The sequence below is a fragment of the Sulfitobacter sp. AS92 genome (genome assembly GCF_038900015.1).
Taxonomy (GTDB): Bacteria; Pseudomonadota; Alphaproteobacteria; order Rhodobacterales; family Rhodobacteraceae; genus Sulfitobacter.
Window position 1 is genome coordinate 103326 of the sequence record NZ_JBBMQL010000002.1, and the last position, 25181, is coordinate 128506.

Annotated in this window: 26 protein-coding genes; 11 read left to right on the forward strand and 15 right to left on the reverse strand. The window is 60.7% G+C overall.

Features of this window, described 5'->3' with window-relative positions:
• Positions 1–79: 79 nt before the first annotated feature.
• The 4 genes from hflX to trkA all read right to left on the reverse strand — a co-directional run bounded on the left by hflX (position 80) and on the right by trkA (position 4705).
• Positions 80–1378, reverse strand: coding sequence for a GTPase HflX (gene hflX, locus WNY61_RS03655; protein WP_342850099.1), 1299 nt, complete (start codon positions 1376–1378; stop codon positions 80–82).
• Complete coding sequence (gene hfq, locus WNY61_RS03660) at positions 1375–1614, reverse strand: RNA chaperone Hfq (RefSeq protein WP_007119530.1); 240 nt, start codon at positions 1612–1614, stop codon at positions 1375–1377. Before hfq ends, hflX begins: the two co-directional genes overlap by 4 nt.
• A 130-nt stretch (positions 1615–1744) precedes the next feature.
• Complete coding sequence (locus WNY61_RS03665) at positions 1745–3313, reverse strand: potassium transporter TrkG (RefSeq protein ID WP_342850100.1); 1569 nt, start codon at positions 3311–3313, stop codon at positions 1745–1747.
• A 15-nt stretch (positions 3314–3328) separates the two neighbouring features.
• Positions 3329–4705, reverse strand: a complete 1377-nt coding sequence (gene trkA, locus WNY61_RS03670; RefSeq protein ID WP_342850101.1) for a Trk system potassium transporter TrkA — start codon at positions 4703–4705, stop codon at positions 3329–3331.
• A 126-nt stretch (positions 4706–4831) separates the two neighbouring features.
• Here trkA and WNY61_RS03675 point away from each other — a divergent pair, with 126 nt between their 5' ends.
• Positions 4832–5326, forward strand: coding sequence for a hypothetical protein (locus WNY61_RS03675; RefSeq protein WP_342850102.1), 495 nt, complete (start codon positions 4832–4834; stop codon positions 5324–5326).
• Positions 5327–5371: 45 nt separating this feature from the next.
• Here WNY61_RS03675 and WNY61_RS03680 read toward each other — a convergent pair whose 3' ends face one another.
• The 5 genes from WNY61_RS03680 to dusB form a co-directional block, all read right to left on the reverse strand.
• Positions 5372–6784 carry a sigma-54 dependent transcriptional regulator gene (locus WNY61_RS03680; protein WP_342850103.1) on the reverse strand — a complete coding sequence of 471 codons (1413 nt, stop codon included), beginning with the start codon at positions 6782–6784 and terminating at the stop codon, positions 5372–5374.
• Positions 6777–9032 carry a PAS domain-containing sensor histidine kinase gene (locus WNY61_RS03685; RefSeq protein ID WP_342850104.1) on the reverse strand — a complete coding sequence of 752 codons (2256 nt, stop codon included), beginning with the start codon at positions 9030–9032 and terminating at the stop codon, positions 6777–6779. Before WNY61_RS03685 ends, WNY61_RS03680 begins: the two co-directional genes overlap by 8 nt.
• A gap of 95 nt (positions 9033–9127) precedes the next feature.
• The gene (locus WNY61_RS03690) at positions 9128–10507 is read right to left on the reverse strand and encodes a response regulator (protein WP_342850106.1); all 1380 of its coding nucleotides are present in this window, start codon (positions 10505–10507) and stop codon (positions 9128–9130) included.
• A gap of 1 nt (position 10508) precedes the next feature.
• Complete coding sequence (locus WNY61_RS03695; RefSeq protein ID WP_342850107.1) at positions 10509–11594, reverse strand: ATP-binding protein; 1086 nt, start codon at positions 11592–11594, stop codon at positions 10509–10511.
• A complete protein-coding gene (gene dusB, locus WNY61_RS03700; protein ID WP_342850108.1) occupies positions 11591–12583 on the reverse strand; it encodes a tRNA dihydrouridine synthase DusB in 993 nt (330 codons plus the stop codon). The genes WNY61_RS03695 and dusB overlap by 4 nt, the downstream gene beginning before the upstream one ends.
• Before the next feature lie 184 nt (positions 12584–12767).
• Here dusB and WNY61_RS03705 point away from each other — a divergent pair, with 184 nt between their 5' ends.
• The 3 genes from WNY61_RS03705 to WNY61_RS03715 are packed head-to-tail and all read left to right on the forward strand — an operon-like array spanning position 12768 to position 14860.
• Positions 12768–13898 carry a bifunctional 2-C-methyl-D-erythritol 4-phosphate cytidylyltransferase/2-C-methyl-D-erythritol 2,4-cyclodiphosphate synthase gene (locus WNY61_RS03705; RefSeq protein ID WP_342850109.1) on the forward strand — a complete coding sequence of 377 codons (1131 nt, stop codon included), beginning with the start codon at positions 12768–12770 and terminating at the stop codon, positions 13896–13898.
• Entirely contained in the window at positions 13895–14386 is a 492-nt protein-coding gene (locus WNY61_RS03710) for a phosphatidylglycerophosphatase A (RefSeq protein ID WP_342850110.1), read from the forward strand. The genes WNY61_RS03705 and WNY61_RS03710 overlap by 4 nt, the downstream gene beginning before the upstream one ends.
• Complete coding sequence (locus WNY61_RS03715) at positions 14387–14860, forward strand: CinA family protein (RefSeq protein ID WP_342850111.1); 474 nt, start codon at positions 14387–14389, stop codon at positions 14858–14860.
• Here the strand turns inward: WNY61_RS03715 and WNY61_RS03720 are convergent.
• Positions 14857–15309, reverse strand: coding sequence for a type II toxin-antitoxin system RatA family toxin (locus WNY61_RS03720; RefSeq protein ID WP_342850112.1), 453 nt, complete (start codon positions 15307–15309; stop codon positions 14857–14859). The two genes, WNY61_RS03715 and WNY61_RS03720, sit on opposite strands and share 4 nt — an antisense overlap.
• Before the next feature lie 68 nt (positions 15310–15377).
• Here WNY61_RS03720 and hpt point away from each other — a divergent pair, with 68 nt between their 5' ends.
• The 4 genes from hpt to WNY61_RS03740 all read left to right on the forward strand — a co-directional run bounded on the left by hpt (position 15378) and on the right by WNY61_RS03740 (position 17551).
• The gene (hpt, locus tag WNY61_RS03725; RefSeq protein ID WP_342850113.1) at positions 15378–15914 is read left to right on the forward strand and encodes a hypoxanthine phosphoribosyltransferase; all 537 of its coding nucleotides are present in this window, start codon (positions 15378–15380) and stop codon (positions 15912–15914) included.
• Complete coding sequence (locus WNY61_RS03730; protein WP_342850114.1) at positions 15911–16087, forward strand: hypothetical protein; 177 nt, start codon at positions 15911–15913, stop codon at positions 16085–16087. The genes hpt and WNY61_RS03730 overlap by 4 nt, the downstream gene beginning before the upstream one ends.
• Positions 16088–16180: 93 nt before the next feature.
• On the forward strand, positions 16181–16660 hold the full coding sequence (locus tag WNY61_RS03735; protein WP_342850115.1) for a cytochrome c: 480 nt from the start codon (positions 16181–16183) through the stop codon (positions 16658–16660).
• Between the two features lie 3 nt (positions 16661–16663).
• Complete coding sequence (locus tag WNY61_RS03740) at positions 16664–17551, forward strand: cytochrome c (protein WP_342850116.1); 888 nt, start codon at positions 16664–16666, stop codon at positions 17549–17551.
• A 23-nt stretch (positions 17552–17574) separates the two neighbouring features.
• Here the strand turns inward: WNY61_RS03740 and lipA are convergent, their stop codons facing one another.
• Entirely contained in the window at positions 17575–18528 is a 954-nt protein-coding gene (gene lipA, locus WNY61_RS03745; RefSeq protein ID WP_342850117.1) for a lipoyl synthase, read from the reverse strand.
• Positions 18529–18770: 242 nt separating this feature from the next.
• Here lipA and WNY61_RS03750 point away from each other — a divergent pair, with 242 nt between their 5' ends.
• Positions 18771–19319, forward strand: a complete 549-nt coding sequence (locus tag WNY61_RS03750; protein ID WP_342850118.1) for a peroxiredoxin — start codon at positions 18771–18773, stop codon at positions 19317–19319.
• A gap of 58 nt (positions 19320–19377) precedes the next feature.
• Here the strand turns inward: WNY61_RS03750 and WNY61_RS03755 are convergent, their stop codons facing one another.
• Complete coding sequence (locus WNY61_RS03755; protein WP_342850119.1) at positions 19378–20295, reverse strand: LysR substrate-binding domain-containing protein; 918 nt, start codon at positions 20293–20295, stop codon at positions 19378–19380.
• A 95-nt stretch (positions 20296–20390) separates the two neighbouring features.
• Between WNY61_RS03755 and WNY61_RS03760 the strand changes: the two genes are divergently transcribed.
• Positions 20391–21887, forward strand: coding sequence for a catalase (locus WNY61_RS03760; protein WP_342850120.1), 1497 nt, complete (start codon positions 20391–20393; stop codon positions 21885–21887).
• Between the two features lie 40 nt (positions 21888–21927).
• On the opposite strand, the gene WNY61_RS03765 is transcribed toward WNY61_RS03760, so the two are convergent.
• Entirely contained in the window at positions 21928–22779 is an 852-nt protein-coding gene (locus WNY61_RS03765) for a DUF6456 domain-containing protein (protein ID WP_342850121.1), read from the reverse strand.
• Positions 22779–23015 carry a hypothetical protein gene (locus WNY61_RS03770; RefSeq protein ID WP_342850122.1) on the reverse strand — a complete coding sequence of 79 codons (237 nt, stop codon included), beginning with the start codon at positions 23013–23015 and terminating at the stop codon, positions 22779–22781. Before WNY61_RS03770 ends, WNY61_RS03765 begins: the two co-directional genes overlap by 1 nt.
• Before the next feature lie 278 nt (positions 23016–23293).
• Here WNY61_RS03770 and WNY61_RS03775 point away from each other — a divergent pair, with 278 nt between their 5' ends.
• Entirely contained in the window at positions 23294–23590 is a 297-nt protein-coding gene (locus tag WNY61_RS03775; protein ID WP_342850123.1) for a DUF6477 family protein, read from the forward strand.
• 37 nt (positions 23591–23627) lie between these two features.
• Here WNY61_RS03775 and WNY61_RS03780 read toward each other — a convergent pair whose 3' ends face one another.
• Entirely contained in the window at positions 23628–25166 is a 1539-nt protein-coding gene (locus tag WNY61_RS03780; protein WP_342850124.1) for a trimethylamine methyltransferase family protein, read from the reverse strand.
• Between the last annotated feature and the right edge of the window lie 15 nt (positions 25167–25181).

The following is a 25181-nucleotide window of genomic DNA, read 5'->3' on the forward strand; positions in this document are numbered from 1 at the left end:
TCGCATCACCATATACGGCGCAGCGGACAAATTTCGATGCCAGTCGGGCAAAAAACTGCCCCGCCGTGCGCCACCGCTCTCAAACCTGCTGGAACTCAGCCTCTTGCCGCGCGGACCAACGGACGGTGATTTCAAACCCGTCTTCGGTCTGACGTTCACCTTCAACCACATCCTGCGCAAACAGCCATGCGCGTTTCTTGCCGTCGGAAAAGCCAAGGTCCAGCACTGCCTCGCGCACCGCACCTTGGAGCGCTTCGGCAATGGTCTCTTGCATCGCCTCTAGCCCCTCGCCCGTGATGGCCGAGATTGCCAGCACATCGTCGTTGCGGGCGGCGCGGGCGCGCATGGCATCGGCGCGGTCTTCGGGCAGCAGGTCGAGCTTGTTCCAAACCTCAAAGCTGCGGGTTTCTTTCGGCACGCCTAGGGATGCAAGGATATCGCGCACGTTCTGGGCCTGCTCTTCGGTCTCGGCGTGGGACACATCGCGCACGTGGCAGATGATATCGGCGGCCAGCACCTCTTCGAGCGTGGCGCGGAAGGAGGCGACAAGCTCGGTCGGCAGGTCAGAGATGAAGCCCACAGTATCGCTCAAAATGATCTCAGGCCCGTCCGGCAGCACAAGGCTGCGCATCGTCGGGTCTAGCGTGGCAAAAAGCATGTCTTTCGCCATGACCTCCGCCCCAGTCAAGCGGTTGAAAAGCGTGGATTTCCCGGCGTTGGTATAGCCCACAAGTGCGACGATCGGGAACGGCACTTTGGCCCGCGCGGCGCGGTGCAAAGCGCGGGTTTTCACGACCTTTTCCAACTGGCGGCGCAAGCGCACCAATTGGTCGTCAATGGCGCGGCGGTCAGCCTCGATCTGGGTCTCCCCCGGACCGCCGACAAAGCCCAAACCGCCCCGCTGACGCTCAAGGTGGGTCCAAGCCCGCACCAGACGTGTGCGCTGATAGTTCAATGCTGCCATTTCGACCTGCAACACACCTTCACGGGTGGCGGCTCGGTCGCTAAAAATTTCGAGAATCAGCCCGGTGCGGTCAAGCAGTTTGACGCCCCAAGCCTTCTCAAGGTTGCGCTGCTGGACAGGCGTGACGGGGCCGTCGACCAACACAAGCTCGACCTCGGCCGCCTTCATGCGCTGCTCAAGCTCTTCGATCTTGCCTTTGCCAAACAACATCCCGGCATGAACGGTGCGCAGGGGCACGACTTCGGATCCCACCACCTCAAGCTCTGGAAGAGCTTCGGCCAATGCCACAGCTTCGGCCAGCGCGGGCTCTGGCGCGCGCCGGTCGTTATCGGTTTTGATATCAGGATGCAGCACCCAAGCGCGTGTTACGCGGGGTCCGTCGCTGTTATCGATCTGAAAAGTTGGACGGCTCAAGAAGCGTCTTCGCCCTCATAAAGGCTGATCGGCTGGCTTGGCATAATGGTCGAAATCGCGTGTTTGTAGACCAGTTGCGATTGGCCATCACGGCGCAGCAGAACGCAAAAATTATCAAACCAGGTAATGACGCCTTGCAGCTTAACCCCATTGATCAGAAAAATGGTTACCGGGACCTTGGTCTTGCGGACGTGGTTTAGGAACGCATCCTGAAGGTTCTGTCTGTCTGACGCCATCGTAGTCTCGCCTTTTGTTCTTGCTGGCGTCCGCGTACCGGACCCCCCCGTTGCGTCAAGTATGGAGTGCGAAAGCGCGAGTTTCCAGCCCCAATATCAGAGGACTAGGTCGGTTCTGGGGCTAAACGTGTCAGGCGCGCCACAAATTTGGGGTCATCAGCGCAATAATCGCCAAAGTTTCGAGCCGCCCCAGTACCATTGCGCCGCTCAGAATGATTTTCGCGGCCAACCCCAGCTCAATCAGGCGAATGGGCGTGTCGGCGGCATGTTCGATCAGCGGCCCGGTGGTGGACAGGGTCGCGACAGACATAACCACGGCCGCATCAAAGGACGTACCGGTCAAGGTCAGCAGCAAGGTGACGCCAGCCAGCGACATGGCGAAAAGCATGAAGAAAATCCACGCGATGAACGCGCCGTTACTTTGCAGCCGCCGCCCCGCCGCACCGGCCCCGCTGACGGAGTTGGGATAGACCAGACGGTCCATCTCGCGCACGCCATTTTGATAGAGCGCAAAGACCCGCAGCAGTTTCACACCGCCCGCCGTGGTGGCCACCCCGCCGCCGATCAGGGCAAGCCCCATGAGCACCAGCCCCGGCGTGCGCAGGCCCGACCAGCTTTGCGCATCGGACCAATGCTCTGATACAAATCCGGTGGTCGTGAGGAAGGATAGCACAGTAAACAGTCCACCCCAAAGTGCTTGAAGCGCGCGGGCACCATCGACCTCAACCTCAACCTCAAACGCACCGATCCAGTGACGGGCGAAAAGCAGCAAAGGCACACCAATGACGACAAGAAGGCCAATGCGGAACTCAGGATCGGTCATCAGCCCGCCTTGGGTCGCCGTGACCGTATCCTTAGAAAAGGTAAGCCGCGACAGGGCAAAAAGCATAAACAGCATCATCACCGCCTCGCCTGAGACCCCAATCTGCGCATTATCGACCCCGCCGATAGGCGAAATGCCCGAAGTCGCCATCACCGACATCGCGTGACAAAGGGCCACCAAGGCCGTCTCTCCACCGATCACCAGCAAGAGCCAAAGCAGCAGTGTCAGCCCGGTGTAGATCGGTAGCAAAGCCTGTGTTGTCCGCAGCAGGCGTTGGCGCGGGGTGATCTTGCCCATCCGGGCGCCCATACGGTCATCGGGCCGACCGGGTTCGGCCTGTGCGGTCACCTCAAACCCGCCCAAGTGCAACGGTGCCAGAATCGCCGACGCCGTAACCCACATAAGCAAGCCGCCCATCCAGCCGACCTGCGCACGCCACAGATGCAGAGTGTCGCTCAGGCGTGCGGGGTTTTCGAACATCGTAGCGCCCGTGGTGGTCAGGGCGCTGACCATCTCGAAATAGACATTCACAAAGCGCGTGGTCGGCAGCGCCTCAAGGAAAGGCACTGCGAAAAAAACTGGCAAAAACACAAAGGCCGAGAGCAGCGACAAGAGCGGCCCAAGTGCGCCGTCCAAGGGCTTGCGCCCGGCATGGGCGATGGCGATGAGCGTAAAGGCCACAAGTCCCAACAGACCAGCATAGAGAAAAGCGCGGCTCGCCAGATGGTCATTCACCACCAGCCCGTGAATTGAGGGCAGGATCATCGAGACAGCAGAGACGCCGAACAATTGCAGGAACAGCGGAAGCTGCACGATCTCGCGGCGGATGCCAGTCGGGCGGTTGCCGGTGGGACGGATGCTGGTCGGTTGCGTCACACGGCGCTCCTGCGCTTAGAAAAAGTCGATCGAAACCTGCAAAAGCTGCTCCACCCGTGGTACGTCTTCGGCCAAAGCAAAGAGTGCTACCACATCGCCTTCGTCGATCCTTGTGCTGCCCAAGGGGCGGATCACCTTACCCTCTTTGCGCAGCATGCCGATCAACACGCCTTCGGGGAAGTCGATATCTGAAACTTTTTTGCCCGCGAGGGGGGAGGTCGACAGGACTTCGGCCTCAATCACCTCGGCCTCGGCATCGCCGATGGAATAGACCGCCCGCACCCGCCCATGACGGATATGGCGCAGGATCGAGCTGACCGTCGTGGCACGCGGGTTGATATAGGCGTCGATCCCAAGGTGGGTCATCAGCGGCACCAGCGTTGGGTCATTGATCAGCGCGATCACATAGGGGCAGCCTTCGGCCTTTGCGCGCACGCAAGACAGCATGTTGGTCTTATCGTCGTCCGTCACCGCAAGCATCGCGTCGGCGCGGCTGATCCCTGCTTCGGCAAGCAAGGCGGCATCAAGGCCATCCCCGTGCAGCACGATGGTCCGCTCTAACGCCTCGGCGGCGCGTTCGGCGGATTTGCGGTTTTTCTCGATCATCTTGGTGCGCACGCGCAGCGGCCCGGCCTCAAGGTGTTGGGCCACGGTCAACCCGACATTGCCGCCACCCACAAGAACAACACGCTCTTGCTTGGTGGTCTGTTTGCCGAAAATCTCCATCGTGCGAGCGATGTCGTCGTGATGCGAAAAGACATAGCAGTCATCGCCAACGAACAGCTGGTCTTTCGCCTCGGGCGCGAAAAGCGTGCCATCGCGGCGCACCCCCACGACCACGGCGCGCAGGGTAGAGAAGAGATCGGTCAACTGACGCAGCGGCGTGTTCACCACCGGGCAATCGCTGTCGATGGTAATGCCCAAAAGCTGCGCCTGCCCGTCCATGAAGATTTCGGTGTCAAAAGCCGCAGGTGCGCTGAGACGCTGGAGCGCTGCGGTGGCGACTTCTTTCTCTGGCGAGATCACCACATCGATCGGCATGTGATCGCGGCGGTAGAGGTCGGAATAAATGGCATCCAGATAGGACTGGCTGCGCAACCGCGCGATCTTGCGGTTGATGCCAAAGACCGAATGCGCCACCTGACAGGTCACCATATTGACCTCATCGGAATGGGTCGCGGCGATGATCATCTCGGCGTCCCGCGCGCCCGCACGGTCCAGCACATCGGGGTAGCTGGCAAAACCGGCGATGCCCTGCACATCCAGCGTGTCGGTGGCGCGGCGGATCAATTCTGCATTGCTGTCGACCACGGTCACATCGTTGCGCTCTCCGCTCAGGTGGCGGGCAATCTGCCAACCCACCTGCCCTGCACCGCAAATGATGATTTTCATGAAGGCTTCCTTACCCTGAGCAAAGATCGTGTGAGGGTTATCTTAGGTCGGTTAGAGGGCATGACAGATGGGTTGGCAAGGGTCAAATCAATTGTCATTCCCCTGCGACAGCGGCATGATGGCGCTATGAAACCGATATCGCTTCGCCCCTCTCGCGCCGCCTTTGCCCTGACGCTCATCGCCTTGGGAGCCGCTGCCTGCGCGCCGCTGAATACCTATTACAAACCGGGCGCGAGTGTCGCGCAGGTCAATCGCGCGACCACCGCTTGCGAGGTGCAGGCGCTGCGCGATGTGCCGATCTCTACCCAAGTGCGCCGCGAACCACCGCGCTATGTGCCCGAGCGGCGCCATTGTAATGCCGAAAATAAGTGCAGGGTTACGGGCGGCTTTTATGTCCCCGGTGAGCTGGTCACCTTTGATCCCAACGAGAACCTGCGCAACCGGGTTGAGGGGCAATGTATGGCCGATCAAGGCTTTGCCCCTGTGTCGATCCCCGCTTGCCCGAACAACATCGCCCGCGCCGCACCACCGCGCGCAACCACGACGCTGCCGGCCCTGAACTCCAATTCCTGCGTGATCCGCAACAAGAACGGGTCTTTCCAGATCGTCACGCGGGGCTAACTGGGGTCGCGAGGGGTGCCGCCCCTCGCGCCTGAGCCTTGCGGCTTAGCCCGCCGCTTCGACCTCTTCGTCCACATGTGCGATGCGCACACCTGCCTTGGCCGAGGTCACAACACCAAGCGATTTCAGCTTGCGGTGCAGGGCGCTCCGCTCCATCCCCACGAAATTCGCAGTGCGGCTGATGTTGCCGCCAAAACGGTTGATCTGGGTCAGCAGATATTCGCGTTCAAACGCCTCACGCGCTTCGCGCAGCGGCAGTGTTGCCAGTGCGCCCGAAAGCACCACACGCCCATCATCGCCGCCGTTCTCATCGTCGCCCGGCAATTCGCGCGCCTCAATCGGGCCAGTGCCATCGCCAAGGATCAACACACGCTCCACAAGGTTCTTGAGTTGCCGCACGTTGCCGGGCCAGACCATCGTCTGCATCAAGGCCACGGCATCTTCGGTCAGCGCCCGCTGCGGCAGACCTTGGGAGGCGTTGAACTCGGCGATGAAATGCTCGGCTAACAGCGGGATATCCTCGCGGCGTTCCTCAAGCGACGGCACGGCAATCGGCACCACGTTCAGACGGTGATACAGCTCTTGGCGGAAAGTATCGGCCTTGATCGCCTGATCAAGATCGCGATTTGTCGATGAGATCACCCGCAGATCGACGCGCACCTTGTCGGTCCCGCCAACGCGGTTGAACTGTTGATCCACCAGCACCCGCAGGATTTTCGATTGGGTGCCAAGGGGCATGTCTGCGACCTCGTCAAAGTAGATCACCCCGCCGTGCGCCTGTTCCAGCAGCCCCGGCTCGATCCCCCGGTCGGGGGTCTCGCGGCCAAAAAGCACCTCTTCCATCCGGTCCGGGGCCACCCCGGCACAATTGACGGTGATAAAGGGCGCAGAGGCCCGGGCGGAATGGGCGTGGATATAACGCGCGGCCACTTCCTTGCCCGATCCGGCGGGGCCGGTCAGCATCACGCGGCCATTGGATTTGGTCACCTTATCAAGCTGGCTTAACAAAGCGCGGTAGGGCGCGGAGGTGCCCAGCATCTCAGCCGACGCCACATCGCGCCGCTTAAGGTTTTGGTTTTCACGGCGCAGACGTGAGGTTTCCATCGCGCGGCGGATCACCACCAACAGCTGGTCAATGTTGAAGGGCTTTTCAATGAAGTCGTAAGCACCCTGTTTGATCGCCGCCACAGCAATCTCGATATTGCCATGGCCCGAGATGATGACCACCGGCACATCCGGGTTGTCGCGCTTGACGGTCTTGAGAATGTCGATCCCGTCCATCCGGCTGTCTTTGAGCCAAATGTCGAGAATGATCAGCGCCGGCGCTTCGGTGTTGATCTCGGCCATCGTCTCGTCTGAATTGCTCGCCAGTCGCGTGGCAAAGCCTTCGTCCTTAAGGATATCCGAGATCAACTCACGGATGTCGCGTTCGTCGTCTACAATTAGGATGTCACTCATCTGCCCTGTCCCCTTGATCTGTCATTGTGTCGATGGCCAGAGGCAGCGCGATGACTGCCATGGCCCCGTGATGGTCTTGCCCGTCAAACGCGGGCGCGGTTTCGAGTGTCAGGCTGCCGCCATGCTCCTCGATGATCTTTTTCACGATTGGCAGGCCCAGCCCGGTGCCTTCGCTGCGCGTGGTAACATAAGGCTCAAACAGCCGCGCGCGGTCTTCGGGCAGGCCGATGCCATTGTCGGCGATGGTCAGCCGCAAAAGCCGGGTGTCAGGCGCAAGCACGACGCGGATTTGCGGAACGTGCCCCTCTGGCGGGCCTTCTTTCTTAAGCGTTTCGATGGCTTCACCGGCGTTCTTGATCAGATTGGTCAGCGCCTGCGAAATCATCGTGCCGTCGATATTGGCCATGACCGGCTGTGTCGGCAGGTCAAGATTGATTGTCACGTCTTCCTGCCTATTTTGCTGTAAGAGCACTGCATCGCGCAGCAGTTGCCGAATGTCCTGACGGCTGGTCTCTGGCTCGGGCATCCGCGCGAATTTCGAGAATTCATCAACAATGCGCCGCAGGTCACCCGTCTGACGGATAATCACGCCAGTCATTTGCTCAAGCGCGTCGTCATCGCCCTCTGCCATTTTAGGGCCGAACTTGCGCCGAATACGCTCGGCGCTCAACTGGATGGGCGTCAGCGGGTTCTTGATCTCATGGGCGATCCGACGCGCCACGTCGCCCCAAGCGGCCATTCGCTGCGCACTGACCAAATCGGTCACATCATCGAAGGCCACCACATAGCCTTCCAGATCGCCATCCTTGGCACGCCGTGTCGCCATGCGGACCAACAGGTTTTCCAACGCCCCTTGCCGAGAGACTTTTACCTCGGCCTGCGCCACCTCATCTGTTGCGGTCTTCACGGTTTCAAACAGTGGTCCGAATTCGGGCACAGCAAGGGTCAACGGCAGGCTTTGCTGATCCTCAGACCAATCAAGCAACCGCATGGCGGAGCGGTTCACAAAGGTCACGCGCCCCTCGGGATCCAGCCCCACAACGCCGGAGGTGACGGAACTCAGCACGGAATCAAACAACCGGCGGCGGCGCTCAATCTGGTCGGTGTTTTCCAGCAGCGTCTCGCGCTGGCCCTTAAGTTGGCGTGTCATTTGGTTAAAGTAGCGGCCCAGCATGGCGATCTCGTCATCGCCATCCTCTTCGCGGACCTGCACGTTCAGATCCCCTGCCCCGACCTGCTGTGCGGCACCGGTAAGCCGACCAACAGGTCCGGAAAGCCGCTCGGCGAACCACAGGCCAAGCCAAACCGCGGCCAAGATCAGGATGACCGCAAAGCCAAGGTAAACCAGCGCGAATTCAAACAGCAGCCGTCCGCGTTCGGACTCAAGCTGTTGGTAGAGGCGCACCGTTTCCTTGGTCTCGTCCAGCAGCGACAAAATATCGCCATCCACCGCGCGGGACACATAGAGGAAACGGTCGACATAGGCGTCCATGGGCACCAAGGCCCGGAATTCATTGTTGGGCCAATCTTCGATGACAAGCAAACCTTGCTCGCTTGCTGCTTCGATCTGCTCTTCCGTGATTGGGTCAAAATCGAATAGGTAAGATCGATCTCCCCGCGCCCGGATCTGTGCAGTGCTGTCGACCAAGAACGCTTCGCGCAGGCCGCGTTGAATTTGCCGCTGGCCTTCGCCTAAAAGCTCACTATCGCTTAAGTTGATGCCCTGCGACCGCGCGCTGTCGATGCTGCGGGCAAGGGTCTGCGCGTCTGAGATTAGGTCCTCGCGCTGCTCGGCCTCATAGGCTTCTGCGGCCGCCAAGGAAGATCCAACCACGCTACTGACCCGGTCAGAAAACCACCCTTCAAGCCCGACATTCACCGTCAACCCTGCAAAGATTGCCACCGTCACGGTCGGGATCAGCGCCATCAAGGCAAAGACACCCGTCAGCCGCAGGTGAAGCCGTGAGCCCGCCGATTTGGCCCGGCGCGCCGAGATCAACCGCCCGACTTGAATAAGGACCAGCGCCGCAACCAGCAGCACATAGACGAGATCGGTAAGAAGAATGAGCCGCAGGTTGAGCGTATCCGCCCCCTGCCCCAAAGGCCCGAGTGCCAGATAGGTGGCCAGCGCCAAAACCGGCCCCAGCACAACAAGCCCAAAGGTGGACCAGTTGCGCAGCCGCTTAACGCGCCTGAGCCGCCCCAAACGCTCGAGCTTGAACCTACGTGCCCGGGTTGCCACCCCCATACCTCACCGATGTTGTGATGCATCGCTGCATCAACCGCCATATTTTGTGGTCCTGAACGGGGTAGTACCCCGATGGCCACTGTTATGTGGCTCTTTTACATCATCTTGCGGCCCCGTGTCACCTCAATATCGAGGTCGGTGATCTTCTTACGCAAAGTATTTCGGTTGATTCCCAACAAGGCGGCACATTTTGCTTGGTTACCCGCGGTTGCGGCCAGTGCGATTTCGATCATCGGCAGCTCAACCTCGCGCAAAATCCGCGCATAAAGTCCCGGAGGCGGCAACATCGAGCCGTGCAGATCAAAGTAGCGTTGCAGGTGACGCTCTACCGAGGCCCCGAGCCGTTCTGTGTCGGCCTCTGTTTGCATCGGGGCCGGGCCGGTCTGCGCGCCAAGCAGCAGCTCCGTCTCGCTGGCTGTAATCTCGGCCGCCTGACTGGCCAGTGCCAGTTGACGCATCGCATGTTCCAACTGGCGCACATTACCGGGCCATGGGAATTTCAGAAGTATCTGTGCGGCTTTGTCCGAAAGTTTGCGCGGCGACGCCGGGCCGGGATTGGCGCGGGCCAAAAAGTGGTCGGCCAAAAGCGGAATATCATCCACCCGGTCACGCAGCGCGGGCACTTCTAATGTAGCACCTGACAGACGGTAATAGAGGTCGCGGCGCAGTTTGCCGTCCTGCATGGCCGCATCAAGATCGTTTTGACTGGTCGCCATGAAGCGCGGCGCGTCCTCACCCGGGGCGTCCATCATGCGGACCAAACGGGCCTGAATTTCTTGCGGAAAATCAGCGATCTCGTCGATCATCAGCGTGCCACCGCGCACCCGCGCGAGCACCCGCGATGGGCCTTCGATATCAGATAGATCCGCATCCGTTACCGTCACAAACGGCAGGCTACGCCGGTCGGAGAAGTCATGAATGGCGCGTGCAATCAATGACTTACCGGAACCGCTTTCGCCCCAAATAAGCACAGGCAGGTCAGTGTTTATGACCCGCGCCACGGTCCGGTAAAGAGCCTGCATCACCGGGGTGCGTCCGATCATCGGCAGATCGTCGCGTTCGGCGTCGATGTCGGCGCTGTCATCAGCGCTTGGCTTCCGGCTCAGCGTCGCGCGCTGCTCAAGTGCGCGGGCCGTGCGTTTCATCAGGTCCGGCAAATCGAACGGCTTGGGCAGATAATCAAAGGCTTCGGCCTCTGCCGCCTTGATCGCCGTCATGATCGTGTTTTGTGCCGAAATGACAATTACTGGCAAACCGGGACGATCCTGCGCAATTTTCGGCAGCATTTCCAAACCGTTGCCATCGGGCATGATCACGTCAGAGATCACCGCGTCGCCCTTGCCTTCGCTCACCCAACGCATTAGCGTGGTCAGGCTCGAGGTGGCGTGCACCTTACAGCCTGCGCGGGTGAGCGCTTGGGTCAGAACGGTTCGGATTGTGCGGTCGTCATCGGCGACGAGGATGGTACCATCCATGTCAATTCTCCTTGATGGCCGCGGCACCAGCGCGCGGCAGCGAAATGCGGAATGCGGTTCGACCGGGGGCAGAACTGACAGAAATCCACCCCCCGTGGTCGGAAATAATCTTGCTTACTAAGGCGAGGCCCAGCCCGGTACCGTTCTCGCGGCCCGAGACAAAAGGATCAAAAACATCCGCGCGGATATGGTCAGGTAAGCCCGGGCCATCGTCGATCACCTCGATCTGCAAGGGCAGCGGTTGGCCGTCCCCATCGGCGCGGCGCAATTGGAAGCCATGTTCATAAAAACTGCGCAATCGGATCGTGCCACCCGCGTCGCCTGCGGCCTCAGACGCATTACGGATGAGATTCAAAAGCACCTGCAAAAGCTGGTCTTTGTCGCCAAGAGCGGGCGGCAATGAAGGGTCGTAATCCTCGCAAATCTTCATCTTCGCGCCGAAGCCCAAAAGCGCCGAGCGCCGTGCCCGGTCGAGCACGTCATGCAGGTTCACCGGCTTGCGCTCGGGCGGCATGAGATTGCCGAACTGCTCGACCTGCTCCAACAGCTTCACGATGCGGCGGCTTTCAGCGACGATTAGATCGGTCAACTCCAGATCATCCTGCGGCAGGTTCATCGACAAAAGCTGAGCCGCGCCGGTGATCCCGGCCAGTGGGTTCTTGATCTCATGAGCCAGCATCTCGGCCATGCCGATGGCGGATTTCGCGGCGGACTTCACGCTGTGATCCTGCGTGATGCGCCCGGCCAACTCTCGCGGTGTGATCATCAAGATCATCTGCTTGGCCCCGCCCACCAGCGGCGCGATTTGCAAGGCACATTGAAGCGGCGCACGCTGCATCGCCCCCACATCCACATCATTAACAAACAGCGGTGTTCCCTGCAGTCGCGCGCGGGCAAAAGCGGCCTCAAGCGGGTGATCCACTGCAATCAGACGCCAAATGGACTGACCGATCGTCGCACGCGCCGACGCATTCAGGAACCCTTCGGCAGAGGGGTTCAGATCATCAACCCGGTCGTCAGCACTGATGATGAAGGCAGGCACCGGCAGCGAGGTCCAGATTTGGCGCTCCGAAGTCTCGGTTCTCATGCTGCGACCGGGGTTTGCAGGGCTGGGGGATCATACTGCATCGCTTCGGCGATCAAATCGAAGGTGGCGTTCACCTCGCGCGCCGTCAGCAAGGCGCGGCGCAGGTCGGCGGGCGTGCCGCAATGGTCCATATACCAGCCCAAATGTTTTCGCGCGACCTTGGCACCCAGTTCGACCCCATAAAAACGCAGCATCTCGTCGTAATGCTCGGCCACCATCTGAGCCATCGCGGGCCCTTTGGGGATCACCGGCGCGGGGCGCCCGTGCAGGTCATGGGCAATTTGCGCCAGCAGCCAAGGTCGCCCTTGCGCGCCGCGCCCGACCATCACACCGTCGGCGCCCGACAGCCGCAGCGCCGTCCGCGCCTCGTCGCTGCCGATGATGTCACCATTGGCGATAACAGGAACATTAACCGTCTCTTTCACCGCTCGGATCGCCGACCAATCGGCGCGACCTTTGTAGAACTGACAGCGGGTGCGGCCATGGATGGTGATCATCTGCACGCCAGCGTCTTCGGCCCGTTTGGCGATTGGCGCCGCATTGAGCATATTGTCGTCCCAGCCGAGCCGGGTTTTGAGTGTCACCGGCACGTTGACCGCGCCGACAACCGCCTCAATCAGCCGCAGCGCGTGGTCTGGCGTCTTCATCAGCGCCGAGCCAGAGGCCCCTTGCGTCACCTTCTTGGCCGGGCAGCCCATGTTGATGTCGATGATCCGCGCGCCCATGGCCTCTACCATGCGGGCAGCCTCGGCCATCGGTTCAGCCTCGCGGCCAGCAAGCTGGACTGAGGTGCCGATGACATCCAGCCCCAGCTCCGCCTTCTCGCGGGTACCGGGGCGGCGGCTGAGCAATTCTTGGCTGGCGACCATCTCGGACACGACCAGTCCTGCCCCGAATCGCGCCACGAGGCTGCGATAGGGCAGATCGGTGATCCCGGCCATCGGGGCAAGGAATACCGGAGGATCGAATGTCAGGGGGTCGGCGGTCACATGCTTAATCCTTGTGCGGTCTCCTGCTGTGTAGCTCTGCCACGGCATGACCTCAATAAAACTAGCCTGAAAAGCAGCTATGCGCCAAGCGAATGCTTAATTTTTAAGCAACACCCCCAGATTGCACCCTGCCCGCGCTTTGCCTAGACAGGGCCATGTTCAATGACTTACCCGGAATGCCGTCATGAGTATCGCAGCCCTGATTGTCGCCGCCGGGCGTGGCAGCCGCGCAGGCGGTCCGCAGCCCAAGCAGTGGCAGGGGTTGGCAGGCGCACGGGTGATTGACCACACGCTCGCTGCCTTTCGCGCCCTGCCCCAGATCACCGAGATCGTGCTGGTGCTGCACGAAGATGACATGGATCAGGCCGAGGCTTTTACCGCGCAAGGCGTCACCGTCACCACCGGCGGGGCGGAGCGCGCGGCCTCTGTTCAGCGCGGTCTTGATGCGATTGGCCAAGCCGACAAGGTGCTGATCCATGACGCCGCGCGGCCCTGCGTTTCGGCTGAGACTATCCTTGGGGTGGTTGAGGCGCTCGATCACTACCAAGCCGCCGCCCCCGGATTGCCTGTCACCGACGCACTTTGGCAGGGCATAGACGGGCACGTCACGGGCACACAAGACCGCAGCACCTTGTTCGCCGCACAGACCCCGCAGGGATTTGATCTTGCCGCGATCTGCGCCGCCCACGCCAGCTACGGCGGCCAAGCGGCAGATGATGTCGAAGTCGCCCGCGCCGCGGGCCTGACCGTTGCCATCACCCAAGGCAGCGCCGATAACCTGAAAATCACCCGGCCCGAGGATTTCGCCCGTGCCGCCCGCATATTGGAGACCCGCATGGACATTCGCACCGGCAACGGATTTGACGTTCACGCCTTTGGCCCCGGAGATCACGTGACCCTCTGCGGCCTCGACATTCCGCATACCCACGGGCTGGTCGGCCATTCCGACGCCGATGTGGCGCTGCATACCATCACTGACGCGATCTATGGCGCGCTGGCACGCGGCGACATCGGCCAGCATTTCCCGCCGAGCGATCCGCAGTGGAAAGGCGCGCGGAGCGATATCTTCCTGCGCCATGCCGCACAGATGGCCCGCGATATGGGGTTTACGTTGACCCATGTCGATTGCACGTTGATCTGCGAAACGCCCAAGATTGGCCCCCATGTGCAACCGATGCGCGCCTCCATGGCCGAGATGTTGGGGATCGAGCTCGACCGCGTATCCGTCAAAGCGACGACGAGCGAGCGCCTCGGCTTTACGGGCCGTGGCGAAGGCATTGCCTGTATGGCCACAGCAACATTGGTGAAAACATGACCCCTGCTCATCTGATCGCGACGCTTCTGGGCGTTGGCCACATCCGCCCCGCGCCGGGCACTTGGGGCTCGCTTGTCGCCCTGCCCTATGCATGGCTCTTGCATGTGATGGGGGGCTTTCCGCTGCTTGCGGTCGGGATCCTCGTGGCGATCCCCTTGGGCTGGTGGGCGACCGCGCGCTATACGGCAGGCGGGCCGGATCATGATCCCGGTGAGGTGGTCATAGACGAATTGGTCGGCCAGTGGATCGCGCTTTTGCCGCTGTCCTATGCTGCTTGGTCCATGCAAATTCCGATCCTTGCCATGTGGCCCGGTTGGATCGCCGCCTTTGCCCTGTTCCGACTTTTCGACATCACCAAGCCACTGATCATTGGCTGGGCAGACCGTCAGGGCGGCCCATTCGGCGTGATGCTGGACGATATCTTTGCCGGCATCTTCGCCGCGCTTGGCGTCATGGCACTCGCGGCGCTTTACCACGGGGTGTTGTGAATGAGCGTCGCGGCGCAACTGCTAGAAAAGGCACGCGAAACCGGCGTAATGGTCGCCTGTGCGGAGAGTTGCACGGGCGGGATGGTGGCTGCCGCATTAACCGACTTGCCGGGGTCTTCGGCGCTGCTTGACCGGGGCTTTGTCACCTATACCAACGCTGCGAAAGTGGCGATGCTCGGGGTGTCAGAGGTCACGCTTGCACAATGGGGCGCGGTGTCTGAGCAGGTCGCTGAGGAGATGGCCACTGGCGCATTGGCGCATTCTGAAGCGCAGATCGCCGTGTCGATTACCGGCATCGCAGGACCGGGCGGGTCAGAGCATAAACCCGAAGGCCGCGTCTGCTTTGGCCTTGCCACAGCGGCGGGCGTTCAAACGGAAACGATTGAGTTCGGCGCACAGGGCCGCGGCACAGTGCGGCTTGCGGCCCGTGACCACGCGCTCGGCCTGTTGCTGCAGGGGTTCGCGGCGCTTTAGCCTTTAGGGCCGTAAAGCTCTTTCGCACGGTTCTCAAAGGCCCGCACGATCCGCTGCATCGCCTCGTTGAAGACCACGCCGATGACCTTTTGCAGGATCATGTTCTTGAACTCAAAATCGACAAAGAAATGCACCTGACAGCCTTCGAGGCTATCCTCAAAATGCCAGTTTGATTTCATGTACTTAAACGGCCCATCCAGGTATTCGGTGTCGATCTTCTTGGCCTCGGGCCAGAGCACAACCCGGCTGGTGAACCGCTCCCGAAACACCTTGAAGGAGATCACGAGATCGGCGTCCATTACACGGTGATCGCCGCGGTCCTCGTCGCTGCGAATGCGCGCAGCAGCGGTCCAAGGCAAAAATTCAGGATAACGGCCTACATCTGCAACCAGATCATACATCTGTTGCGCGCTATAGGGCAGTTGGCGGGTCTCAGAATGGGTGGGCATTGCGTTCCGTTGCGTAGCGAGGTACCCCCTATCTCACTGTTCGATCCCGCAGATTCAAGGGCAAAACCATGGCACAACGGCCTTACGTCATCGATGAAATGATCTCGGCCAAGGCCATCGCCGCCCGGATCGAAACCCTTTGCCGGGAGATACACGAAGAATTTGACGGCACGGACAAGCTGGTCGTCGTCGGCCTGCTGCGTGGCTCATTCGTGTTTATTGCCGATCTGGTGCGTGAGTTAGATCTGCCGATCGAAGTCGATTTTCTTGAGGCCTCCAGCTATGGCGACGGTATGGAGAGCAGCCGGGAAGTGCGCATTTTCAAAGACTTGCGCGGTGCGATCGAAGGGCGTGATGTGCTGGTTGTCGAAGACATCGTCGACACGGGCCACACGCTGCACCATGTCACCAATCTGCTGCGTTCACGCGAACCGGCCCGGTTGAAATCCATCGCCCTGCTCGACAAGCCGACCCGGCGCGAAGTCGACCTCAAGGCAGATTGGACCGGCTTTGAAATTCCCGATGAATTTGTTGTGGGCTATGGCATCGACTTTGCCCAACGCAATCGCAACCTGCCCTTCATCGGCAAAGTTCGCTTTACATGATGGACCCACGGTGGCTGTTGCGCATGTCCCACTGGGCGCGCAATCCACCGTCGACGAAACGGGTGATCGTGGTCTTCGCAATCATCGCGGCGGCCTTGGCCGTCGGCCTGATCGAATGGCTTGGCTACTGGCCTGACTGGGCCACGGCAGAGCGTATCCCCCGCCGGTTCTAAGCCGAACCGCGCCTGTTACCCCGCTGATCACGTTTTTGTTTTTTGTGACCCGCCTCTCCCATGTTACGCTGCGGCAAGAAAAGGGAGATGACTATGTATTTGACCAAAAGCATTACCGCCATCGGCGTCAGCGCCGCATTGATCGCCACCGCCGGCTTCGCAGCCAACCACAGCGACAAAGCCGCAAGTGAAGCGGTGAGCGCGCGTCACGCGCAGATGCAACTGATCGCCTATCACACCGGCATCTTGGGCGGGATGGCCAAGGGCGAGACGGAATATAACGCCGAAATGGCAACCGCCGCCGCCACCAACCTGCATGCCGCCGCAGGTTTTGAGCGGAGCACCCTTTGGCTTGAAGGCACCGAGCAAGGGGCCGTCGAAGGGTCCCGCGCCAAGGCCGAAATCTGGAGCGATTCTGAGGGGTTCAGCGACGCCTTCATGGCGCTGGAGACCGCCAGCGCGGATATGATCGAGGCCGCAGGCACCGATCTTGACGCTCTGAAAGCGGGCATGGGCGCTGTGGGCAAGGCCTGTGGCGCATGCCATGACGATTACCGCGGCCCCAAGAACTGATCCTTGCGACGTATAATTCCCGTACTGCTGGGCTGTGCCGTTCTCGGCGCGGCCCTTGGCTGGGTCGTTACCCGGCCCGATCCCCTTGAGCCGTCCTATGGCGCGGGGCTGACGCCTGATCCCGAGGCTGGCGCGCTCGTCTTTGCCGCCGGGGGCTGCGTGTCGTGCCATGCCGCCCCAGAGAGTGAGGGGGATGAGATGCTGGTTTTGGCCGGTGGCCTGCCCTTCCCCAGCGATTTCGGCACCTTCCACGCGCCCAATATTTCGCCCGATTCAGACCATGGCATCGGCGATTGGACCTTGCCAGAGTTCGCCCGCGCTGTGACGCGCGGCGTCTCGCCCGAAGGCCAGCACTACTACCCCGCCTTTCCCTATACGGCCTACCAACATCTCGCCCCGCAGGATGTGTTGAACCTCTTTGCCTATATTCAAACCCTGCCCGCCGCAGATGTTCCGAGCCTGCCGCATGAGGTGGGTTTTCCCTTCAACATCCGCCGGGGCCTCGGCGCGTGGAAGGTTATGTTCTTTAACGAAGATTTCGTGCTGGCCGATAAGTCAGACCCGCAGGTCGAACGTGGACGCTACCTTGTCGAAGGGCTGGCCCATTGCGGCGAATGCCACACGCCGCGCAATGGCTTGGGCGGGTTGGAGCAGGACGCTTGGCTAACCGGCGCGCCGAACCCTTCGGGCAAAGGGCGCATCCCAGGTATCACGCCTGCGCATCTGGATTGGTCGCAGGCCGATTTGGTGGAATACTTCACTTCCGGCTTCACGCCGGAATACGACAGCGCGGGCGGTGAAATGGCCGAGGTGGTTAGCAACCTTGCACAACTGCCCGAGAGCGACCGCGAAGCGATTGCCGCCTATCTTAAAGCCCTGCCCGGCGGGTAACGCCGGGCGCAGATATTGGTGCTTTACCCCAGCCCGAGCTTACGGTTCCGCGCCTCGCGCAGACGCGCGAAATCGTCACCCGCGTGGTAGCTCGACCGGGTCAGCGGTGTGGCTGAAACCATCAAGAATCCCTTGCCGTAAGCCGCCTTTTCAAAGGACGCAAACTCCTCAGGCGTGACAAAACGGTCCAACGCGTGGTGTTTTGGCGTCGGCTGCAGGTATTGTCCGATGGTCAAGAAGTCGATGTCGGCGGCGCGCATGTCTTCCATCACCTGAATGACCGATTGCCGATCTTCGCCCAAGCCCACCATGATACCCGATTTGGTGAACATTGACGGGTCCAGTTCCTTCACCCGCTGCAGCAGGCGGAGGGAGTGGAAATAACGCGCGCCGGGGCGCACCTCTGGATAGAGGCCCGGTACGGTTTCAAGGTTGTGGTTGAACACATCCGGCCGCGCTTCGACAACCTTTTCAAGGGCTTCGGGGCCGCAACGGATGAAATCCGGCGTGAGAATTTCGATTGTCGTGTCGGGGCTGCGGTGACGCACAGCGCGGATGGTCTGGGCAAAATGCTCGGCCCCGCCATCGTCGATGTCGTCGCGGTCGACCGAAGTAATAACGACGTGGTTCAGCCCCAGTTTGGCAACCGCATCGGCCACGCGGCCCGGCTCAAACACATCCAGATCCTCTGGCGGTTTACCCGTGGCGATGTTGCAGAAGGTACAGGCGCGGGTGCAGACCTCGCCCATGATCATCATGGTGGCGTGCCCTTGAGACCAGCATTCGCCTACATTGGGGCAGCCCGCCTCTTCGCAGACCGTGGTCAACTTGTTGTCACGCATGATGCGCGCGGTCTCGGCATAGCCCTTGCCGCCGGGCGCCTTGACCCTGATCCAGCTCGGTTTTTTCGGCTGGGCGTTGTCGGGCTTGCGCGCCTTTTCGGGGTGGCGCTGTTCGGGAATCTTCAGATCGCGCATCGGGGGCCTCTGATCATTGTGTCGCCGTTTGTTTATCATAGTCCTTGACCCGATGACCACCTACAGCATGCGCCCTCAGAACAAGGCAGCCATGCACCAGCGGCATCGGCCCATCGCCTTGATTTAGCGCGTTGTTTTCTAACCAGAAAGATACAATGCAGTTGCAGCATTGCGAATGTTGATCACGCTTCTTATATCGGCTACCAAGCCACAAAGATTCCAATTCGAGAAAGAGAGACGCGATGAAAAACGGTATTCAAGTTCCCAACGTCACCTTCAAAACGCGCGTGCGCGATGAAAGCATCGAAGGCAACAACCCCTTCCGCTGGGAAGACAAAACCAGCGAAGATTTCTTCAAAGGCAAGCGCGTTGTCCTGTTCTCGCTTCCCGGTGCTTTCACGCCGACATGCAGCACCTACCAACTGCCCGGCTTCGAAAATAACTTCGCCGCATTCCAAGAGCATGGCATCGACGGCATCTACTGCCTGTCGGTCAATGACAGCTTTGTCATGAACAAGTGGAAAGAGATGCAGGGCGTCCAGAACATCGACGTGATCCCAGATGGCTCGGGCGAATTTACCCGCCGCATGGGCATGTTGGTCGCCAAAGACAACCTTGGCTTCGGCGCACGCAGCTGGCGCTATGCCGCGATCGTCAACGACGGTCAGATCGAAGCTTGGTTCGAAGAGCCCGGCATCAGCGACAACCACGGCGATGATCCTTACGGCGTATCCAGCCCCGAAACCGTGCTGGAATACCTTGAAAACCAGAAGAAAACCGAAGCGGCCTAAGCCCCTTCCATGTGATCGGATCGGGCCGCTTGGCCCGGTCCCTTTGACCCGCTTGCGCCTAGTAATTTGCGCGCAGCCGTCCGGTCAGCCCTTCCCCCACCTCTTTCAGCGTTTCGGCCAGTTGCGCCGCCCAACCGCCCCCCGGCGTGCCCGCCCGACGCACGAGCCCAATTTGCCGCGCAGGCTCCGGTGCGCCGAAACGGTGCAGGCGCAGCCCCGGTGCAGCGTCAAGCTCGGTTCGGGCGGCGATTTCAGGCATCAGGGTCATGCCAAACCCCGCCTCCACAAGCCGCGACAGGGTGGCGAGCGACGATGCCCCCGTGTGGATGCCCGCCTGCGTGCGGTCGCGCTGGCAGACTTCTAGCGCTTGATCGGTTAAGCAGTGGCCATCCTCCAACAACATCAAAGGTGTACGCGCCAGATCGGTCGGATGGTTGACCATGGCCCCGGCCATACGCTCCGCCGATCCTGCGAGAAGAAAGCGGTCCTCGAACAGCGCTACCTCGGCCAAACCGGTTTCCCCAGTCGGCACCGCCATGACCGCCGCATCAAGCGCACCTGCGCGCAGATCGGTCAGAAGTTGATCGGTCTGCGCCTCGCGCACTTCGACCCGCAACGAGATGTCCTGCGCCCGGAGCGCTGCCAGCACCCCCGGCAGCAGATAAGGCGCAACGGTGGGGATAAGCCCAAGGTTCAGTGTGCCCGCCAGCCCCACCTGTTCACGGGCCGTCGCCTCCAGCAGTTTCGCGCGGCGCAGGATGTCATCAGCGCGGCTCAAAACCTCGCGGCCCAGAGGCGTCAGTACCGAAGCGCGGCTCTGCCGTTCAACCAGCCGCCCGCCAAGCGACTGTTCCAAACTGCGGATCTGCACTGAAAGGGCTGGTTGCGAGATGTTGCACGCCTCCGCCGCGCGGCCGAAGTTGCCCAATGTCGCCAGTGCACGGAAATATTCCAATTGTTTGAGCGTGAAGTTCATAATTATTTCCTATCGCAAATTTACAAAACTGCAATTGGAAATTATAGGAAACCTCCGCCATTCTCTCCCCAGACAATAACCGAGGGGAACCCAAGATGAGCAAGCGTCTCACCACCACCGCCGGCGCGCCGATGCCGACCAATGAAACCAGCAAAACCGCCGGCAGCCGCGGCCCGGTGCTGTTGGATGACTACCAACTGATCGAAAAACTGGCCCATCAGAACCGCGAGCGGATCCCCGAGCGGGCCGTTCACGCCAAGGGCTGGGGCGCCGAAGGCACCTTTACCGTGACCCATGACATCAGCGAATACAGCTGTGCGGCGATCTTCTCCGAAGTAGGCAAGACCTGCGAAATCCTCTCGCGCTGGTCCACCGTGGCAGGCGAATTGGGTGCCGCCGACAGTGAGCGTGACGTGCGCGGATTCTCTGTGAAATTCTACACCGAAGAAGGCAACTGGGACGTGGTTGGCAACAACACCCCGATCTTCTTTGTCCGCGATGCTTATAAATTCCCGGACTTCATCCGCACTCAGAAACGCCATCCGCGCACCAACTTGCGCTCGCCCGAGGCGATGTTCGATTTCTGGGCCGCACAGCCTGAGTCGGTGCATCAGGTCACCATCCTGATGTCGGACCGCGGCATTCCGGTGAACCCGATGCACATGCACGGCTACGGCAGCCACACCTATTCGATGTGGAACGCCAAGGGCGAGCGGCACTGGGTGAAGTTCCACTTCCGCTGCCAGCAGGAAATCCGCAATCGTTCGAACGAGGACGCGGAGAAGCTGATCGGGTCGACACGTGAGAACTTCCAAGAGGATCTGTTCAACGGCATCGAAGGCGGCGAATTCCCGAAATGGGAGCTGAACATCCAAGTCATGCCCGAGGCAGAGGCCGAAACCTGCGGCTTCAATCCCTTTGACCTGACCAAAGTCTGGCCGCATGCGGATTACCCGCTGATCCCGGTAGGTATGTTGGAGTTCAACCGCAACCCCGATAACTATTTCCAGAGCATCGAAAACGCCGCCTATTCGCCGTCGAACAAAATCCCCGGCATCGGCTTCTCGCCCGATAAGATGTTGCAAGCGCGGGTCTTTTCCTATGCCGATGCACACCGCTACCGTCTTGGCACGCATTACGAGGCTCTGCCCGTCAACGCCCCAAAGGCCGCGCCGATGCATCACTACCACAAGGACGGCTCCATGCGGTTCTTCCCGCAGCAAACCGGCCACCCGGATGCCTATTACGAGCCAAACCAATACGAGGAATCGGCCCGTCCCGATCCATCGGTGCAGGAACCACCGCTGCACATCTCGGGCGATGCAGATCGTTATGTCCAAGAGGAAACGGACGCCGATTACGTCCAGCCGCGCAAGCTTTACCTTGAGGTCTTCGACCAAGGGCAGCGTAACCGTCTGCACGCGAATATGGCCGGTGCCATGGCCCCCTGCTCGCAGCCTGTAAAGGAACGCTGGTACGCTGTGCTTGAGAAAGTGCACCCCGATTACGCCGCCGGTGTACGGGCCGCCTGTGAGAAAGACGCAGTGGCGATCTCGGTGACAGATGAGACACCAACGAAGGTCGCTGAGTAAAGCGATTGGGGCGGCAGGGCTATGACCTTGCCGCCCCTTTTTATCCGATCATTGGGCCACCCGGCCCTACGGTCTCATCGTAATGCCGTTTCAGTCGCATCAACGCGATGCGCAGAACGATCTTGCCTGACCGTGCCGACCACCCCAGCCGTTTTTCTGTGGTTTCAAGCCCTTCCAAATAGCAGCAGCAGCGCAAGACGACATCCGACAGCCCCGGGCCAAGGTCGGCCATCGCATCGGCCACCCGCTTGCGCGCCTCTGCTGCAGCCATCACACCTGACCCATCGCGGCGTCCCGTCGGCTTGGCCCCGGGGGTCAGGAAATGGTCCCAATTCTGGGTAACTTCCCCCCCAATCTGCGCCAGTTCAAAATCTTCGCGCAGCCGTTCGCCCGCATGCACCAGTCCCTCTTCCAAGAAGGGCGCGCCGGCTTTATCGCGCCGCCGGGCCAGCGCGGAAAGTGGGCTTTCTGACAGGCAATAGCGGCTACGGCGGGGGGCCGCGTGGGCATCCGCGCCCTCTTCTGTCCCGTGATCGCCGGGCATGCCCAAAAACGCGGTTTGGTCCTCGGCAAAGCCCTCGGCCCCGGCGCCTTGCGCGTCAATCATCCGCCGCAGTGCAGCGCGCCCCGCGCCGGTAATATGATAGCGCGTCACCCGCCCTGCGCTGCCCGGCGTGATCCAGTCTTTCAGCGCCATCGCCTGTGCCACGGCACTGTCCACCACGGCGGTCCGGGCCCCGGGGCCGGTATCCGTTTCGCGCACGACGACGGCCTTTTCCATACCTTCGGCCACGGCCAAGACCGCGCCGGTTTCATGCAAGCGACGAAGAGCACGCAGCGCTTCGGCAGCAAAAGTGTCTTCATCAAGAAGGGGGGCGGCGGGCTTGTTCATTATCGCTGTCTTTCCTGCTGGGGGGCCAGCAGTACAATCCAAGCCACGCGCACCGCGCCGAGCTTGCGCAGGGCTGCATCCACCAGCGGATCGTCGCGCCGGGTCTCGATACGGCGAATTTGTCGCATGATCGTTGAGGCATGACAGCCAGCTTGGCGTGCCAAAGCCCGGATCGGTGCGCCGGTCTCCGTATGTGCGAGGTAATGCAGGGCCCCATGCGGCACCCATCCCGGCATGACTGTCTGTTGGGTTTGGTGATGCGCCTTCAATTGACTGCCACTTCCATTTTGGCGGGTCCCCAAGCTGGAGAGTTATCCCCAGAGATATTCACAACCTATGGATGTTTTGGTTACCCGTTCGTTAAAATCATCGCGTTTGGCAATGATTGTTTCCAAAAGGTAAACGATGCCGGAATGCGCCGTGCGCCGGGAAAGCACACGACGCAACACCCGCAAAAGTAGTGACACACTTTCCGAGATGGGGTGATTCACCACCCGCTTACCGGAGAGTTGTGATGCAAGATCTACTGACAATGCTGCAAAAGCTTCACCGCCCGCGCCTTTTGATGCGGGCTGCGCGCATCGGGTCTGAGGACTATAGACGTGGCACCCATCTGCCCCGCATCTTGGGCTTTGGGGTGCTGCCACGTCACGGTGCTGCGCTGATCACGCTCGTTGAAATTGAGGCGGAGCTAAACACCCAGTGCAAAGCGGCAGATGCAAGCTATAGCCTGATCCGCCATGTTGATGTGTTGATCGCCATGATTGGCGAAGCGCGTTATCTTAAGGCTGCGCAAACCCCGAGCGTCTGAAAGCCAATGCGGGGGGACCGCCCCCCGCCTGAACGCCTTAAGTAAAGCTGTCGGGCTCCGCCGCTTTGCGCTCCGCGACAAAGGCATCTAGCGCCTCGCGAATGCCGAGGTCCAACGCCGGTTGCTGATAATCCGCCAGCATCTTTTCCACCCGTGCAGTGGCAAGCGCCTGCGTATCGCGCGCGCCTTCGTCCGACCATGTCTCGAAGGGTTTGTAGTCCAACAGGTCCGACTTCCAGAACGCCTCACGAAAGTTGTTCTGTGTATGGGCGCAGCCAAGGTAATGCCCCCCCGGCCCGACTTCGCGGATCGCGTCCATCGCCTGCGCATTCTCGTCAATCTCTATGCCCCGGGCAAGGTGATGCAGCGTGCCCAGTTGGTCAGCATCCATCACAAATTTCTCAAAGGAGGACACAAGCCCCCCTTCCAGCCAACCACAGGCATGCAGCATAAAGTTCACGCCCGACAAAAGCCCCATGTTCAGACTGTTCGAGGTCTCATAGGCCGCCTGCGCGTCGGGCAGTTTCGAGCCGTTGAACGACCCGGCACTGCGGTACGGCAGGTTCATGCGCCGCGCCAATTGCCCAGCGCCATAGGTGATATGCGCGGCCTCTGGCGTGCCAAATGTCGGCGCGCCACTGTTCATGTCGATGGAGGTCACAAAGGCCCCCATGATCACGGGTGCACCGGGGCGCACAAGCTGGCTATAAGCGATCCCTGCCAAAGTCTCGGCCAGCACTTGCGTGAGTGTTCCTGCTACACTCACTGGCGCCATAGCACCCCCCACAATGAAGGGCGAAATGATGCAGGCCTGATTGTTCTCGGCATAGACCTTAAGCGCACCCATCATCACATCGTCAAAGGTCATCGGCGAGTTGATGTTGATGAGCGAGGTCATCACCGTGTTTTCCTGCACGAAGTCCTTACCAAAAAGGATGTCGCACATATCGACACTGTCCTGCGCCCGCGACGGTTCGGTCACCGAGCCCATGAACGGTTTGTCACTGAGCGTCATATGCGCATGCAGCATATCAAGGTGGCGCTTGTTCACCGGGATGTCGGTCGGCTCGCATACCGTCCCCCCCGAGTGATGCAGCCATTTGGACATATAGCCCAGCTTCACGAATTTCTCGAAGTCCGCCATAGTGGCATAACGGCGTCCCCCGGCGGCATCACGGACGAAGGGCGGGCCATATACGGGAGCGAGCACCAGGCTCTTACCGCCGATAACCACATCACGGTCCCGGTTACGCGCCACTTGGGTAATCGTTGAAGGTGCGGTGCCACAAAGCTTGCGGGCCAACCCACGCGGAATGCGCACCCGCTCCCCCTGCACATCTGCCCCGGCGTCACGCCATAGCGCCAGCGCATCAGGATTATCGGGGAAGTTCACGCCGATCTCTTCGAGCACCGTGTCGGCGTTATGCTCAATGATCTGCAGCGCCTCTTCGGTCAGCACTTCGAAGTTCGGGATGTTGCGCTCAATATAGCGCGCTGTCTCGAAGGAAACCGCAGTGCGTGCCGCGCGCCGTGCTGCACCTCCGCCACCGCGTGCCCGTCGTGCTGATTCCGCCATTGCTCTGTCCTTCTC